The 14,404-nt window shown below is 68.1% G+C and carries 14 protein-coding genes; 5 read left to right on the plus strand and 9 right to left on the minus strand.

Annotated features, from left to right (window positions below; genetic code table 11):
• The 3 genes from F9K20_RS17990 to F9K20_RS18000 form a co-directional block, all read left to right on the plus strand.
• Positions 1-741: TPM domain-containing protein (locus F9K20_RS17990; RefSeq protein ID WP_367238401.1), on the plus strand; the 741-nt coding region annotated here is incomplete at its 5' end.
• Positions 742-835: 94 nt separating this feature from the next.
• The gene (locus tag F9K20_RS17995; RefSeq protein WP_291005102.1) at positions 836-2,224 is read left to right on the plus strand and encodes an MFS transporter; all 1,389 of its coding nucleotides are present in this window, start codon (positions 836-838) and stop codon (positions 2,222-2,224) included.
• A 101-nt stretch (positions 2,225-2,325) separates the two neighbouring features.
• Positions 2,326-2,829 carry a hypothetical protein gene (locus F9K20_RS18000; RefSeq protein ID WP_291005105.1) on the plus strand — a complete coding sequence of 168 codons (504 nt, stop codon included), beginning with the start codon at positions 2,326-2,328 and terminating at the stop codon, positions 2,827-2,829.
• A 12-nt stretch (positions 2,830-2,841) separates the two neighbouring features.
• On the opposite strand, the gene F9K20_RS18005 is transcribed toward F9K20_RS18000, so the two are convergent.
• The 6 genes from F9K20_RS18005 to htpX form a co-directional block, all read right to left on the minus strand.
• Complete coding sequence (locus F9K20_RS18005) at positions 2,842-3,177, minus strand: hypothetical protein (protein WP_291005107.1); 336 nt, start codon at positions 3,175-3,177, stop codon at positions 2,842-2,844.
• A 91-nt stretch (positions 3,178-3,268) separates the two neighbouring features.
• A complete protein-coding gene (locus F9K20_RS18010) occupies positions 3,269-3,778 on the minus strand; it encodes a GNAT family N-acetyltransferase (RefSeq protein ID WP_291005110.1) in 510 nt (169 codons plus the stop codon).
• A gap of 2 nt (positions 3,779-3,780) precedes the next feature.
• Positions 3,781-5,367 carry a bifunctional phosphoribosylaminoimidazolecarboxamide formyltransferase/IMP cyclohydrolase gene (gene purH, locus F9K20_RS18015; RefSeq protein WP_291005113.1) on the minus strand — a complete coding sequence of 529 codons (1,587 nt, stop codon included), beginning with the start codon at positions 5,365-5,367 and terminating at the stop codon, positions 3,781-3,783.
• Positions 5,364-7,082 carry a heparinase II/III family protein gene (locus tag F9K20_RS18020; protein ID WP_291005116.1) on the minus strand — a complete coding sequence of 573 codons (1,719 nt, stop codon included), beginning with the start codon at positions 7,080-7,082 and terminating at the stop codon, positions 5,364-5,366. Before F9K20_RS18020 ends, purH begins: the two co-directional genes overlap by 4 nt.
• A gap of 145 nt (positions 7,083-7,227) precedes the next feature.
• Positions 7,228-8,550 carry a 16S rRNA (cytosine(967)-C(5))-methyltransferase RsmB gene (rsmB, locus tag F9K20_RS18025; RefSeq protein WP_291005225.1) on the minus strand — a complete coding sequence of 441 codons (1,323 nt, stop codon included), beginning with the start codon at positions 8,548-8,550 and terminating at the stop codon, positions 7,228-7,230.
• A gap of 78 nt (positions 8,551-8,628) precedes the next feature.
• Positions 8,629-9,576, minus strand: a complete 948-nt coding sequence (gene htpX / locus F9K20_RS18030) for a zinc metalloprotease HtpX (protein ID WP_291005119.1) — start codon at positions 9,574-9,576, stop codon at positions 8,629-8,631.
• Positions 9,577-9,660: 84 nt separating this feature from the next.
• On the opposite strand from htpX, the gene F9K20_RS18035 reads away from it, so the two are divergent.
• Positions 9,661-9,861, plus strand: a complete 201-nt coding sequence (locus tag F9K20_RS18035; RefSeq protein ID WP_291005122.1) for a DUF1674 domain-containing protein — start codon at positions 9,661-9,663, stop codon at positions 9,859-9,861.
• Positions 9,862-10,387: 526 nt separating this feature from the next.
• Positions 10,388-11,098, plus strand: a complete 711-nt coding sequence (locus tag F9K20_RS18040; RefSeq protein WP_291005125.1) for an extensin family protein — start codon at positions 10,388-10,390, stop codon at positions 11,096-11,098.
• Here F9K20_RS18040 and F9K20_RS18045 read toward each other — a convergent pair.
• The 3 genes from F9K20_RS18045 to F9K20_RS18055 form a co-directional block, all read right to left on the minus strand.
• Positions 11,082-11,978: an SDR family oxidoreductase gene (locus F9K20_RS18045; RefSeq protein WP_291005128.1), complete on the minus strand. Its 897-nt coding sequence runs from the start codon at positions 11,976-11,978 to the stop codon at positions 11,082-11,084. The genes F9K20_RS18040 and F9K20_RS18045 overlap by 17 nt on opposite strands.
• Complete coding sequence (locus F9K20_RS18050; protein ID WP_291005130.1) at positions 11,975-13,321, minus strand: FAD-binding oxidoreductase; 1,347 nt, start codon at positions 13,319-13,321, stop codon at positions 11,975-11,977. The genes F9K20_RS18045 and F9K20_RS18050 overlap by 4 nt, the downstream gene beginning before the upstream one ends.
• 151 nt (positions 13,322-13,472) lie before the next feature.
• The gene (locus F9K20_RS18055; RefSeq protein ID WP_291005132.1) at positions 13,473-14,321 is read right to left on the minus strand and encodes an alpha/beta fold hydrolase; all 849 of its coding nucleotides are present in this window, start codon (positions 14,319-14,321) and stop codon (positions 13,473-13,475) included.
• Positions 14,322-14,404: the final 83 nt, after the last annotated feature.

The following is a 14,404-nucleotide window of genomic DNA, read 5'->3' on the forward strand; positions in this document are numbered from 1 at the left end:
GGGGATGGTCGGGTGGCAACGGCGGCGGCGGATGGTCGGGCGGCGGCGGCGATTTTGGCGGCGGCGGCTCGTCGGGAAGCTGGTGATGCGGAGGGACCGCATGCAAGCTCGGGAGACATTCGCATGAGCCTGTTCTCGGCCGGGGACGAGCAGCGCATCTCCGCGGCGATCACCGACGCGGAACGGCGGACGTCGGGCGAGATCGTCGTCGTCGTCGCCGCGCAAAGTGACGGCTACCACTACGTGCCCCCGCTCGTCGGGGCGATCGTTGCCCTCTTCGTGCCGTGGCCGCTGATCTTCTTCACCCAGCTCGGGCTGGTGCCAATCTACCTCATACAGCTAGCGGTCTTCGCGGCCGTCACGGCGGCGCTGATGCCGGTGCCGATCCGCACCACGCTGGTCCCCATGGCCATCAAGCGCCTGCACGCGCACCGCCGCGCCATCGAGCAGTTTCTCGTCCAGAACCTGCACACGACCACCGGCCGCACCGGCGTGCTGCTGTTCATCTCGGTGGCCGAGCACCACGCCGAGATCGTTGCCGACAAGGCGATCGATGCACGCGTACCTGCCGGTACGTGGAAGCGCATCATCGACGACCTGACCGACGCCATTGGCAAGGGCAAGGCGCCCGATGGTTTCGTGGCGGCCATCGCAGCCATTGGCGCCGTGCTGGCCCAGCACTTCCCGCCCGGCACCCAGGATACAAGCGAGCTGCCGGACCACTTGATCATCCTGCCCTAGGGTGGAGCGGGCGGTGAGGCGTCGCAAGCACGGCCATTTTTCCGTGCTATATGGGCGGGCGCCGGGGATCGAGCATGGGGAAGCTACCGTGGAAATGGCTACGTCCGCTCAATACGCCGCTCCGGTGGAGCGCGCGCCGCTCAGCGCGCGCATCTCGTGGATGCTGTTCGACTGGTCGGTGCAGCCGTTCTACACGCTGATCCTGACCTTTCTGTTCGCCCCGTACTTCGCCAATGTCGTGGTCGGCAATGGGCCGAAGGGCCAGTCGATGTGGGGCTTTGGCGCCGCCGTCGCTGGCATATTGATCGCCGTCGGCAGTCCGTTCCTCGGCGCCTTCGCCGATGGGCGCGGGCATCGCAAGCCGTGGATCGCCCTGTTCTCGGTTATCCTGGCCGTGGCCATGACATCGCTATGGATCGCCACGCCGTCGGCGCCGCCGGCGACGATCTATCTCGTCCTCCTCGCCTTCGTCTGCGCCACGGTCTCCGCGGAATATACCGCCGTCTTCACCAATGCCTTCATGCCCAGCCTCGTGCCGCAGGGCGAGCTCGGCCGCCTGTCGGGCGCCGGCTGGGCGTGCGGCTACTTCGGCGGACTGGCTAGCCTGTTCCTCGTGGCCGGACTGATCGTGCCCGTCGGCGACACCGGTGAGACACTGCTCGGCTTCTCGCCCCTATTCGCGCTCGACACGGCGAGCCGCGAAGGCGACCGCATCGTCGGGCCGCTGTCGGCCGTCTGGTACCTCGTCTTCATGATTCCATTCTTCTTGTTCGTGCCGGACATCGGTCAGAAGCGTATGCACGATGGAAGGCCGGCCACGGCCGAGCTGTGGGACACCATCCGCTCGCTGCCGCACAACCGCGACATGCTGCTGTTTCTCGCCGCCCGCATGATCTACACGGACGGCCTCACCGCGATCTTCACCTTCGGCGGCATCTACGGCGCCTCGGTGTTCGGCTGGGGACCGCTCGAGCTCGGCCTGTTCGGCATCATCCTTACTCTCGTTGGCGCGTTCGGCGCGCTGATCGGTGGCTGGATCGATGATTGGATCAGCGCCAAATTCGTCATCGTCGCAGCACTCCTGATCCTGATCGTTGCCGCCTTCGGCATCCTCTCCGTCGATGCCGGGCATGTGTTGTATTTCATGGATGTTGAGCCTAAGGCTCCTGGCTCGGCGCCGTTCTCATCGATTGGGGAGCGCGTCTTCCTCGCCTTCGCCGTCATCGTCGGCATCGTCTCGGCGCCGGTGCAAGCCTCCAGCCGCTCGCTGCTGGCGCGCCTCGCACCGCCTGACAAGATCACGCAGTATTTCGGGCTTTTCGCTTTTTCCGGAAAGGTTACGGCGTTCCTCGCCCCGCTGCTCGTCGCCTTGGTTACCGCGGCAACGCACAGCCAGCGCCTCGGCATGTCGGCCATCTTGCTGTTCCTCGTCGCCGGCATTGTCCTCATGCTCCCCGTCCGGGCACCGGCTCGGGAGGCCTAGCGGCACCCGAGTCTAACCAGGATTTCATGCGGTGCAGGGAGCAAAGTGTGCTTTGCTCGGGGCCATGAAATTTGCTCGGGTCACGAAAGGAGTGATTTCCGATGAACCGCATTCTCCCCCTGTTGGCAGCGTTGCTGCTGCCCGCAGCCGCCCTGGCCGAGGAGAAAGCCACGGCGGCCGCCGATACCCCGGCCATCGAGGAGCCCGAGCCTCCGGCGCCGCCGCCGCGGACGGCAGGCGAGGTCATCGATGACGCCAAGGAGGCGACCAACGCCGCCATCGAGGCTGCCAAGGAGGCGATCCTGAAGGCAATCGACCGCGCCAAGGAGAATGCCGGCGCCGGCATCGACAAGGGCAAGGAGGCGAGCGAGAAGGCCCTCGACGAGGCGCACGAGGCGACGAAGCTGCTCGACAAGGCGGCCGAGGCCGCGCGCGAGGTGCTCGACAAGGCCAAGCAGGCGACGTCGGAGGTGCTCGACAAGGCGAAGGACGCCGCCAACGAGCTCAACAAGCCGGAGAAGTCGACGGACGCCTCGCCCGCTCCAAAAGACGAGGGCCCGCGCGATAAGCGCGAGCCCCAGCCCGAAACACAGAAGTGGCACTGATAGCCTAGCGCCTCACGGTGACGGAGGCGTCTCGGCCGGCGGCGTTTCAGCCGGAGGCGTCTCCGCAGGCGGTGCTTCAGCCGGCGTCTCGGCCGGCGCCATCGGCTCCGCCGGTGCCATCGGCTCGGCGGCGGGCGGCGTCTCGGGAGCCGGTGCAGGCGCCGTCTCGGCGGCCGGTGCTGGCGCGGGTTCTGCAGGAGCCGGTGCAGGCTCAGCGGGTGCCGGAGCCGTCGTCTCGGCCGCGGGCGGCGCGGCGGTCTCAGGCAGTGGCGTATAGACGTAGACGATGCCGGCCACGATGGCGGCCAGAATGACGATGAAGATTATGGCTCGGACGACGGTGTTCACGGCAATGGTCCCCCCCAACACACTGGATGATCGACGCCTACCTTACGGCCTTTGCAGCAAAACGACAATAAAGTGTAGTGCGGCATGCCAGCTAGCGCGGGCGCTCGGCGAGCATGAACCAGGACGGCCCCATGTGCGGGTCGTTCCAGATGCGTTTCCAACGGAATCCGGCCTTCTCGTAGGCGCGCACCGCCCGCTCGTTGCGGATCGACGGAAAGACGCACACCGCCGTCGCCAGGGTGGTGCCGAATACTTCGTCCTTGAGTTGTGCCAGGGCGGCCTGCCCTACGCCCTGCCCGCGATGCTCCTCGGAGGCGATGAACAGGTCGAGGTCCCATGTCCCCGGGGCCAGGTCCTGCGGCAGCTCATCGCCCCACATCGTGGCATCGACGGCGTGCGCATAGCCGACCGGGACGCCGCCGGCCTCGATGATGCGGCACAGCGCATGCCCGGAGTTGAGGGCGATATTGACCTCGGCCTCGGTCGCGGCGCGCGGACCCCACCAGGCCTCGATGTCGGCGCGCGCCAGCCAGCTGCGGATCAGATCCCAATCGGCGCGCCGCGCCGGCCGCAGACGGACGACCTCGCCATCGCCGGGCATGGTCAATGCCGGAAATGGCGCATGCCAGTAAAGACCATCGCCAGCCCCTTGGCGTCGGCGGCGGCGATCACCTCGTCATCGCGCATCGAGCCGCCCGGCTGAATGACGGCGGTCGCCCCCGCCTCGGCGGTGGCGAGCAACCCGTCCGCGAATGGGAAGAAGGCGTCCGAGGCGACCACCGAGCCGCACGTCAGAGGCTCCTTGGCGCCCATCGCCGCGGCCGCATCGGCGGCCTTCAGCGCCGCGATACGGGCCGAATCGACGCGGCTCATCTGCCCGGCGCCGATCCCCACCGTAGCGCCGTCCTTGGCGTAGACGATGGCGTTGGACTTGACGTGCTTGGCCACCCGAAAGGCGAAGATGAGGTCGGCGAGCTCGGCCTCCGTCGGCTGACGCTTGGTGACGACTTTCAGGTTCGCCGCCGTGATCACACCATCATCGCGCGACTGCACGAGCAGGCCGCCGGCCAGCGAGCGCACGATGACGCCCGGTGCGCGCGGGTCCGGCAAGCCGCCGGTGGTCAGCAGCCGCAGGTTCTTCTTCGCCGCGAAAATACTCTTCGCCTCTGGCGTGGCGTCGGGCGCGATGACGACCTCGGTAAAGATCTTGGTGATCTCCTCGGCAGCCGCCACGTCGATGGTGCCGTTGAGCGCCACGATGCCGCCGAAGGCACTGACCGAATCGCAGCGCAGAGCCTTGAGATAGGCGTCCTTAAGGCTGGCGCCGGTGGCGACGCCGCATGGGTTGGCGTGCTTGATGATAGCGACGGCGGGCTTGGCCGGACCGAGCTCGGCGACGAGCTCCAGCGCCGCGTCCGTGTCGTTGAGGTTGTTGTAGGACAGCTCCTTGCCCTGGTGCTGCACGGCACTCGCCACGCCGGGGCGCGCGTCACCCGAGGCGTAGAAGGCGGCGCGCTGGTGCGGGTTCTCGCCGTAGCGCAGGGGGAACTTGAGGCGGCCACCAAACGTGCGCCACTCGGGCATTTCCTCGCCGAGCGTGGCGGCAAACCAATTGCTGATCGCGGCGTCGTAGGCCGCGGTGCGGGCATAGGCTTTGGCCGCCAGACGCTTGCGCAGCGCCAGCGGCGTTGCGCCGTTATTGGCCCGCATAGCTTCCAGGATGCCGTCGTAGTCCGCCGGCTCGACGACCACCGCCACGCCGGCATGGTTCTTCGCCGCACCGCGGATCAGAGCCGGCCCGCCGATGTCGATGTTCTCGATGCAGTCGTCGTAGACGGCGCCCTGCGCGACAGTTGCCTCGAAGGGGTAGAGATTGACGACCAGCAGGTCGATCGGCGCGATGCCGTGCTCGGCCGCCTGCGCCTCGTGCCGCGCATCGCCGCGCACGGCCAGAAGACCGCCGTGTATGCGCGGGTGCAGAGTCTTCACGCGGCCATCGAGCATTTCGGGAAAGCCGGTGATCTCGGAGACATCCTTGACGGCGAGGCCTTCGGCACGCAGCGCCGCGGCGGTGCCGCCGGTCGAAATCAGCTCGACGCCCATTTCGGCCAGTGCGCGCGCAAAGGCAATGAGGCCGGTCTTGTCCGACACCGACAGGAGTGCGCGGCGAATGCGCGGAGCGCTCGTCATTCCATCTTTCCTTCCGCCAGGCGCTCGGCCATCCAGTTTACCTCGGTTTCGCCGAAAGTTACGCCGCGCAGCACGATCTGCAGCGCCGGCCGGGGGCCGGAGCTCTCCGCAAAGTAGGCGCTTTCCTCGATGCTGAGCGCGGCGCCGTGCGCGCCAAAGCGCCAGCGCTGGCCGTCGGCGAGCGTGATCGTAGCCTCGCTGTGCCCAGCGTTCAGCCCGCAGCTCACGCCCGGCATGAGGTGAAAGTGAATGGCAAACGGCAAGTCGGCGCGCAACCGTACCTTGGTGCTCATCCCGTCCAGTCGATCGCAGCCGATAAGCCGCAGGCCGTCGGCCGCAAGCCGCAGCCGCCGACTGTGGACGAGCTCGTGGCGGCGCCGATACCCGTCGTGATTGGCCTCCAGAGCGACCTCGCCCGCGCGCTCCTCGAGGCGCCACTCCACGCGACCCGGGTAACGAATCGGCGGGGCGCCCATCATCGCCTCCAACTTGCGATGCACGATCAGCCGCGAGGATGACTTTTCCGCCAACGTCAGCGTGTTGTGGCTGGCGGTGGCGCGCGCGGCCGGATACCAGTCGGCGGCCGCCGCTCCCGGCACGCCGCCGTTGACGAACAGCAGCTCTTTGCCGGCGCTCATCTCGAACGCCAGGCATCCGGCCTGCGCGCCCGCCGACAGGGCGAGGGGCGGCGGCCTACCGACGTCGGCGACGATGACGGTGTCGCCGCGCTGTAGCCGCGCGTAGCCCGAAGCGCGCGCCTCGCGCAGCGGCGCCAACGAGCCGTCGTCATAGGCGATGGCGGTGGCAAGGCCGGCCGCGAGAACGCCCGATACGCCGTTGAATCGCGCCAGCATGCCGTCGCCGAGGCGCAAATAGCGCAGCATCGGCAGCATGCGCTCGATCGCTTCCCCCAACTGGTCCGGCAGGCTGCGATCGCGCGCCGTAAAGCATTGGCTGAGCGGCAGCAGGTCGAGCAGCAGCTCCACCAGCAGCGCCGGATTGCGCGTCACGTGTCCGCCGTCGGGGAGCACCTGCCAGCCGAGCTCGGCGGCGAGGTTCGCTTCGATATCACGGAGCTGGCGGTCATGCCCGGCGAGCGACAGCGCCGCGAAAGCGAGCGCGACAAGCGCCAGCAGCCGCGGGTAGCCCGCGGGCGCCTCGCGCCACGACCCCGAGAGCTGCGCATACTGGCGCCCGAGACTGGCGGTGATCGCCCCGTACGTATCCCGGTCGGCGTCCTCCAGCAGCAGGTTCGCGTGCGAAAGCCAGGAGATGAGCCGTCGCGCGGCAACGGCCGGCTCGGCGGGGAGGCCGTGGCGCTCGTTGCCGAAGCGGATCGTCCACTCGAGGGCCAGCCGGCGCCCGGTGTCGCGTGCCTCGTCGGTGTCCACTGCAGCGAGATTGCGCAGCCAGCCGAAGCCATGCAGCTCCCGTGCCCAGGTGGCATTGGGCGCATCGATCTCGAACGGCGAGCGTCCACGCAAGAGGACGATGCTGCCGGCGAGTCCGAACTGGTCGTGCTCCAGTTCGTCCCAGAAGCTCGGGTCGGCGGTGCGCAGATCCTGCGGGACGATGAGCATATGATCGACGGGCGTCTTGGGCTCGGTCCAGCGCTTCAGCGGGCCAGCCATGGCACTGGCGATCGCCGATCGCTTGCCGGTCTCGACGGTGAGTGCCGCTTTGCGCAGTCGTTCCTTGAGCGTCAGTTCTGCCATGCGAACCCCCCGCAACGATCTGTCCATCCGAGAGCGAGCGGTGATGTGCCGTGCACCACACCATGGGTCCGGACTACCCCCGCCAACCGGCCAACACAAGGCTGGGCCAGCGCGCGCCTGTGCGCAGATAGTCGTATGCGGCGAATCAGCCGATTCGCGTGAGCCGGGCGGCGTAAAAGCCGTCCATGCCGGACAGCTCCGGCCGCTCGCCGGGGAGATGGCAGGGGAGCGTGCGCAGCTCGCCGTGCGGCGTCAGCCATTCCGCGGCGATCCCACATACGCCGGCGGCAATGGGGGAGCGGGCGAAGCGCCGATCGTGCGCGAGAAAACGCTCGATCTGCCGCGCGCCTTCCTCCGGCTCCAATGAGCACGTGCAGTAGAGAAGCGTTCCGCCGGGCGCGACGAGGCCGGCAGCGTTGTCGAGCAGGCGGGATTGGATATCGGCGAGCGCCGCGGCGTCATCGGGACGCTTCAAGCGCAGGATGTCGGGATGGCGGCGGATCGTGCCCGTCGCCGTGCACGGCGCATCGAGCAGCACCGCGTCGAACGTGCGTCCGGGTGACCACGTCGCCGCGTCGGCCTCGACCAACTGCGCCGCGAGGTGCAAGCGTTCGAGGTTGGCGGCAAGGCGCTTCAGGCGTGCACCCGAGAGGTCGACGGCGGTAACGTCGGCACCGGCTGCGGCAAGCTGCGCCGTCTTGCCCCCCGGGGCCGCGCACAGATCGACAACGGACTTGCCCGCGACGGGGCCGAGCAACCGCACCGGTAGCGCGGCGGCCGCATCCTGCACCCACCAGACTCCCTCGGCATAGCCGGGCAAATCCTCGATGCGGCCGCCGGCCGCGAGCCGCACCGACCCCGTGGGCAGCACCGCGCCGCCGAGGCGCGCGGCCCACGCCTCTGGCGCTTCCTTGACGCTGATGTCGAGCGGCGCCTCGGCCAACGAAGCCGCCGCGATGTGCCGTGCCGCCTCGGCACCGTAGGCCTCGCCCCATCGCTGCAGCAGCCAAGCCGGGATGTTCAGTGCCACTGCGTCGCTGGCCTGCAGGGCTGCGGCGCCTTCGCGCGCTAGCCGGCGCAAGAGAGCATTGACGAGCTTGTCGTAGTGCGCCGCATGCCGATCGCGGCGCGCCTGCTCGACCGCGAGGCCCACGGCGGCGTGCGGCGGCGTCTCGAGAAACAACAGCTGCGCAGCGCCCGACAGCAGGATCTGCCACAGCGCACCCTGGCGCTTGGGCAACGGCCTTTCGAGATAGCTGTTGAGCACGAATTCGAGCTCACCTAATCGGCGCAGCACGGTGGCCGCGATGAGGCGCGCGAGAGCCCGATCACGCGGCTCGAGTGCGCTTTGCTGAAACTCCTTGGCCACCGCCGCGTCGAGCGAATGGCCCTCGCTCAGCACCGCGACCAGCAAGCGGACGGCGGCTTCGCGAGCCGGCAGGCCCGCGGGGGGTGCAGCACGCGGCAGCTTATGATGCTGGGGTGGTACCCGACGCGGTTTGTGGGGCTTGTGGGAGCTGGACGCGTCCTCTTTCACCACCTTGCATCAACCCCAGGGGCCGCCGGAAGCACTGCGCGAGCCGGCCGACCACGGGCCAGTGTCCGAGTCGAGGGCCTCTTCGCGCGGCCCGCCTGTCTGTCCCATCTCGCGTGCCAGCGCCTCGAGGGCGGCGATGCGGTTCTCGGTATTGGGGTGGGTGGAGAACAAGTTGTCCATGCCCTGCCCGGTGAGCGGATTGATGATGAACATGTGCGCGGTGGCCGGCGCCGCCTCGGCCTCCTCGTTGGGGATGCGGTGCGCATAGTTCTGGATCTTGGCCAGCGCCGAGGCAAGCCACAGCGGTCGGCCGGAGATCTGCGCACCCATGCGGTCGGCGACGTACTCGCGCGAGCGGCTGATGGCCATCTGCACCAGCATGGCGGCGAGCGGCGCAATGATGATCGCCACCAGCGAGCCGATGACGCCGAGGCCGCTGCGGTCGTCGCGACTGCCGCCGAACAGCATGCCGAACTGCATGTACTGGGCGAGCATGGAGATGGCGCCGCCGATGGCGGCGGCGATGGTCATGGTGAGCGTGTCGTGGTTCTTGATGTGCGCCAGCTCGTGCGCCATGACGCCAGCGATCTCGTCGCGGCTCAGCGCCTGCAAGAGGCCGGTCGAGGCGCACACGGCGGCGTGCGAGGGGTTGCGGCCGGTCGCAAATGCGTTCGGCTGCGGGCTGTCCATGACATAGACGCGCGGCATCGGTAGCCCGGCGCGCTGCGCCAGCTCGCGCACGATGCCGTAGTATTCGGGCGCCGAGCGCTCGTCGACCTCGTGCGCGCCATACATGCGCAGCACCATCTTGTCGGAGTTCCAGTAGCTGAAGAAGTTCAGGCCGACGGCAAAAATGAAGGCAACGAGCATGCCCGTTTGCCCGCCCACCAGCGCGCCCAGAGCGACAAAGATCGCGGTCAGCACCGCGAGCAGCATGGCCGTCTTGACGTAGTTCATTCTTGTCGCAGCTCCATGTCGAAGCGGTAATGAGGTGCTATATGGAGAGCACGTCAGGCAACCGCCAGCCCCGGTCTTTTTGGCATGCAATCTAAGGCAGATAAGTCCGAGACGGATAAGCGTCCTTTAACGCCGGCAGCCGAGCGCGCTCTGGCCGAGGCAGAGGCGCGCCGGGCCGGGGCGGCTGGTGGCAAGCGGCCCGAGCCTGAGGTGGGCGGCCGCGATGGGCCCGACCCGGCCCGCTACGGCGACTGGGAAAAGGGCGGCATCGCCTCGGATTTCTGAGAGCCCCGTGCACCTTCACTACCTCTCCCCGAGTGGGGGAGGGGTCAAGGGCGCGCTGCATTGCCCCGCGCCGGGAAAGCCCGGGGTGATAGACACGGGGAGCGGGGCGGTCCTGGCCCTCATACTCGTTTGGTTGGATGCAGCCATCGCCGCCCCACCCAGGCACGAAGTCCCGACCACCGTCTTCCCCGGATTGCATCGTCATGGCGGAGCCATGCTTCGCACGGACGCCCGGGGCCCACCGACATTTTCGCGTCGGCGACAGTAGATCATGGGGCTACGCTTACGGCCCCGGTGCATCCGTGCCGGCCCATCCCCTGCAGGTCCGCCAGCGCACGTCTGCACCCCGGGTCTTCGAGTTGGGCTGGCGCGGGATTTTATGCGCAGCGGCGCGCGCGGGGATAAATCGGCGCGGTGACGGCGCGGCCACGGTCAGAGACTTCCGCAGCCTCGGCCGGTCGCGCGCGCTTGGCGCGCTGCGCGGGAGCCTATACTGAAGATCGACAGAACTTGGGACCCACCACCTATGCGCCGAAGCGGCCGGAACTTTCTGCGCGCGTTGCTTGCGCTGCTGCTGCTCGTCATCGTCTTCGGCGCCTTCTGGTTGGGGCTGGTGCCGCAGCGCTACTCACCGTTGGCGACGATTTCGCTCGCCGACCCGCCGACGTGGTTCGTCGATTTCCGCCTCGCCGCCCTACGCCGCGATCCGGAGCAGTGCCGCGCCGTACTGCTTGCGCCGCACATCGTCGCGACGCCCATCGCCGACAAAGTGCAGCCGAACGGCTGCGGCTGGACGAATGCGGTGCGCGTCGCCGAGGTCGGCGGCGCCCAGATCGGCCTCGAGCAGCTCACCTGCGAGGCGGCCACCGCCCTCGCGCTATGGATCGAATACCAAGTGCAGCCCCTCGCCGTGGAAATGTTCGGCAGCCGCGTCGCCTGGATGCAGGACATGGGCACCTACTCCTGCCGCAACATCATCGGCAACAAGCGCTGGATGAACATGCGCAGCCAGCACTCGCTCGCCAACGCCGTCGACATCGGTGCCTTCCGGCTCGCCAACGGCAAGCAGATCAGCATCACCAAGGACTACAAGGCCGACAGCCCCGAGGGGCGGTTCCTGCGCGAGGCGCACATGCGCGCCTGTGGCTACTTCCGCGTCGCCATCGGCCCGCAGTTCAACGCCGCGCACAAGGACCATCTGCACCTCGACCGCGGCATCCTCACGCGCTGCCAGTAGGGGCCGTCGCGGGCGCCCCCCGCAGCTCGGCGAATTGCTCGATCGTGATCGTCGGCTTTCCGAGCTGGTCCCACGTCTCGCCGGCCTTGAACTCCTCGGGGTAGCGCAGCACCGTCTGCATGATGCGAGCATTGAAGTCGAGCTGGCGCGAGAACAGGCCGCCGAGACGCGCCAGCGGCAACGGGACACGAACGACGAGCGGAGATTTATGCAGGGCGCGCGCATAGCGCACCGCCGCACCGTCGTAGGTCATGGGCTCCGGCCCTTGGACGAAGTACTCGCGGTTCTCCGCCTGCGGCAGCGCGAACGCCTTAGCGACCTGCCGCCCGAAGTCACTGCCGGCAATCCAATAGTTGCGGTGATGCCCGCGCCCGAGCATTACGAACAGGCTGCCAGCGTTGTGGCGCTCGGCGAGCGTCTCCATGAAGTTGGTCGGATAGAAGATTGTATAGGGGATGCCCGACGCTTTGATGCGCGCCAGCGCGCTTCGCCACACGCTGAGAACCCACCAGCGGCTGTCCGGCGCATCGTGCACGAGGGCCGACAGGTAGGCGATGCGCGCGGTCCCCGCCTCCCGGGCCGCGGCGAGAATGTGCTGCAATCCCTGCGCCTCGGTGTGGAAGTCGCCCTTGCGCTCGCTCGCCGCCACGGAGAGATTGAGGTAAAGCCCATGTTGTCCGCGCAGGCCCGCACGCAAGCCCTCCTCGTCGCGAACGTCCGCCTGCATCACGGCGATTGCCGCGGGTAGTGCGCGGCGCGCCTGCGCGGGATTGCGCGCCAGCGCTGTCACCTCGAAGCCCGCCTCCATGAGCGCGATCGCGACCGGGATGCCGAGCATGCCGGTAGCGCCGATCATGGCGATCCTCTTGATCGTCGTCATGTCGGCTTCGCCCCCCTGGCGCACCACCAATCATCGAGCGCCATCGCCACGGTCACCGCCTTGGCGCCGAGCGACGAGAACGGCTCCGGCGGCAGCGGCAGCGAGCGACGGTTGACGAACCAAAGATCGGTCAGATCGCTCGACCGTCCGAGAACGAGATCGCGCAGGATGCGCCCGTTCATGTGCGTCATTGCCACGCCGTGCCCGGTGCAGCCGACGGAGTAGGCGGCGGCGCCACCGTGCAGCGTCCCGATCTGCGGCGTCGAGTTGGCGGTGACGGAGAACGCCCCGCCCCAGCGATGCGCAATGCGGATGCCGCGCAGCGCCGGGAAGGTCGTGCCGATGAACTCTTCCAGGTGCTGCCACGCCGCCGGATAGGCGTCATGGTGCATGCGGCCCGCGAAGGGCACGAAACCCGGGCCGCCCCCCATGAGGATGCGGTTGTCGGGCGTCAGCCGATAGAAGTGCATGAAGTTGCGGCCGTCCTCGATGCCCTCGCGGCCGGCCCAGCCGATGGCGGCGCGCTGCTCGGCGGTGAGCGGCTCGCTGACGACGATGAACACGAAAGCCGGCAACTGCTTCGAGCGCATGCCGGGAATGAGGTGCGTATAGCCGTTGCTGGCGAAGACCAACTTGTCGGCGGTCACCGTGCCGTTGTCGGTCGACAGGTGAAACTTCCCGCCCTCGCGCCGCACCTTGTTGACGCGTGTCTGCTCGTAGAGCCGCACGCCTTTGCCGAGCGCCAAACCGGCGAGCGCATCGACCCACTTGCGCGGGTTGATGAGGCCGCAGCCGGGCTCCAGGCAGCCGCCGAGAAAGGTCGGCGAGCGCACGCGCCCGGCCAGCTCGCCGATATTGAGCCAGCGGTAGCCTTCGATGCCCAGCTCCTCGAACAACGCGATCTCATCGCGAATGCGCGCGACATAGCGCGGCGAGGTCGCCACTTTCAGAAAGCCTGAGCGCTCGTAGTCGCAGTCGAGCTTGTGCTCGGCGAGCATCGCTTCGAGGCCGGCGATGGAGCGCACCATGTAATCGTGCGCCTCGCGCACCCTGGCGCCGCCGTGCAGCGCCTTCATCATGCCGACGGAGGCCCCGAACAGCGTCATGACGAAGCCGGCGTTGCGACCACTGGCGCCGAAGCCGACGGTCTCGCTCTCGAGCACGGCGATCTCGAGCGAGGGCTCGGCGGCTTTCAAATGAAAGGCGGTCGACAGCCCCGTATAGCCGGCGCCGATGATGGCGACGTCCACGGCGGCGTCGCCGATGAGCGGGGGCGAGACGACGCGCGGCTTCTTGCTGGCGTCCCAGTAATTGTCCACGCGCGCGTGCGGCTCAGCGGTCATTCCATCGCTCGCGGGTTTCGGTTGACAGGGTCGGGCGGATCGGGGCCGCGCCGTCGGGGGCGCGGCACAACTAGTAGCACAATGGATGCTGGAGCGATTACTGGGCCGCGCGTCTAAATGGACCGACGCGCGACCCTGTAGCTATTGCGCCTTAGGCAGCGACCGGTAGGGCCGGGGCAGCGATGTGACGGACTTCTTCGACGATGCGGGCGACGAAGTCGCGGGTGCGATCGACGACCACCTGGCGCTGCTTGTCGAGCGTCACCATGTGGTAGCTGTCATTCAGCACCACCATGTCGACCTTACCGGCCAGCTCGTCCTTCAGGTAGACGGCGTTATTGAGGTCGGCGTAGTCGTCCTCCTGCGAGTGGACGATCAGCGTCGGCTGCTTCACACGGTGCAGGAGCTTCATCGCCGCATCGACCATGCGGCGGTGCTCGAGAACCATGGTGGCCGGGACGCCGGCGCGGCCGTACTCGGAGCCCTCGCTGGTCAGCGCCTGCTGCACGAACTGGCGCACGCGCGGGCACTTGATGCCGAGCGACTCGGCATCCGGGAACGTCATCAGGCCGGCAATCCAGCGCGAGCGCACCAGCTTGAACAGGCGCATCGTCCACGGCATCGCCCAGCCGTTGATCCACAGCGTCGGCGAGAACAGCGACACGCCCTGCACTTTGCCGGGGTTGCGGGCGGCGAGGTGCAGGCCGAGGATGGCGCCCATGCACAGGCCGCCGACGATCACCGTGTCGCATTCCTTGCGCAGCTCGACGAGGGCCTCGCGGGCGGAGAGATACCAGTCCTGCCAGCGGCCCGAGTTCTCGTCACCATGGCCGGCGAGCTGGGGAGCGTGCACCGTGTAGCCGGCGCGGGCGAGGCCCATGGCCACGAAGCGCATCTCGGCAGGGGTGCCGCACAGGCCGTGCAGCAACAGAACACCGACCTTGCCACCGGCAATGCGGAGGCCCTGGTCCTTGGCGTTCGTCTCAGTCGCGGCGGTCATGGCTCTGTCTCCGTTGTTCGATGGAGACAGGCTACGGTTGGGAGGGACTGGACGCTGTTCCGCGCGGGACAAGGAAAGCGGCG

This window comes from Hyphomicrobium sp. (assembly GCF_009026145.1).
In the GTDB taxonomy this organism is placed as follows: Bacteria; Pseudomonadota; Alphaproteobacteria; order Rhizobiales; family Hyphomicrobiaceae; genus Hyphomicrobium_A.

Excerpts from the sequence above, each read along its gene's own strand:
- F9K20_RS17995 (WP_291005102.1), top strand. The coding sequence starts at position 836 with ATGGCTACGTCCGCTCAATACGCCGCTCCGGTGGAGCGCGCGCCGCTC.
- F9K20_RS18000 (WP_291005105.1), top strand. The coding sequence starts at position 2,326 with ATGAACCGCATTCTCCCCCTGTTGGCAGCGTTGCTGCTGCCCGCAGCC.
- F9K20_RS18010 (WP_291005110.1), bottom strand. The coding sequence starts at position 3,778 with ATGCCCGGCGATGGCGAGGTCGTCCGTCTGCGGCCGGCGCGGCGCGCC.
- purH (WP_291005113.1), bottom strand. The coding sequence starts at position 5,367 with ATGACGAGCGCTCCGCGCATTCGCCGCGCACTCCTGTCGGTGTCGGAC.
- F9K20_RS18020 (WP_291005116.1), bottom strand. The coding sequence starts at position 7,082 with ATGGCAGAACTGACGCTCAAGGAACGACTGCGCAAAGCGGCACTCACC.
- htpX (WP_291005119.1), bottom strand. The coding sequence starts at position 9,576 with ATGAACTACGTCAAGACGGCCATGCTGCTCGCGGTGCTGACCGCGATC.
- F9K20_RS18035 (WP_291005122.1), top strand. The coding sequence starts at position 9,661 with ATGCAATCTAAGGCAGATAAGTCCGAGACGGATAAGCGTCCTTTAACG.
- F9K20_RS18040 (WP_291005125.1), top strand. The coding sequence starts at position 10,388 with ATGCGCCGAAGCGGCCGGAACTTTCTGCGCGCGTTGCTTGCGCTGCTG.
- F9K20_RS18045 (WP_291005128.1), bottom strand. The coding sequence starts at position 11,978 with ATGACGACGATCAAGAGGATCGCCATGATCGGCGCTACCGGCATGCTC.
- F9K20_RS18050 (WP_291005130.1), bottom strand. The coding sequence starts at position 13,321 with ATGACCGCTGAGCCGCACGCGCGCGTGGACAATTACTGGGACGCCAGC.
- F9K20_RS18055 (WP_291005132.1), bottom strand. The coding sequence starts at position 14,321 with ATGACCGCCGCGACTGAGACGAACGCCAAGGACCAGGGCCTCCGCATT.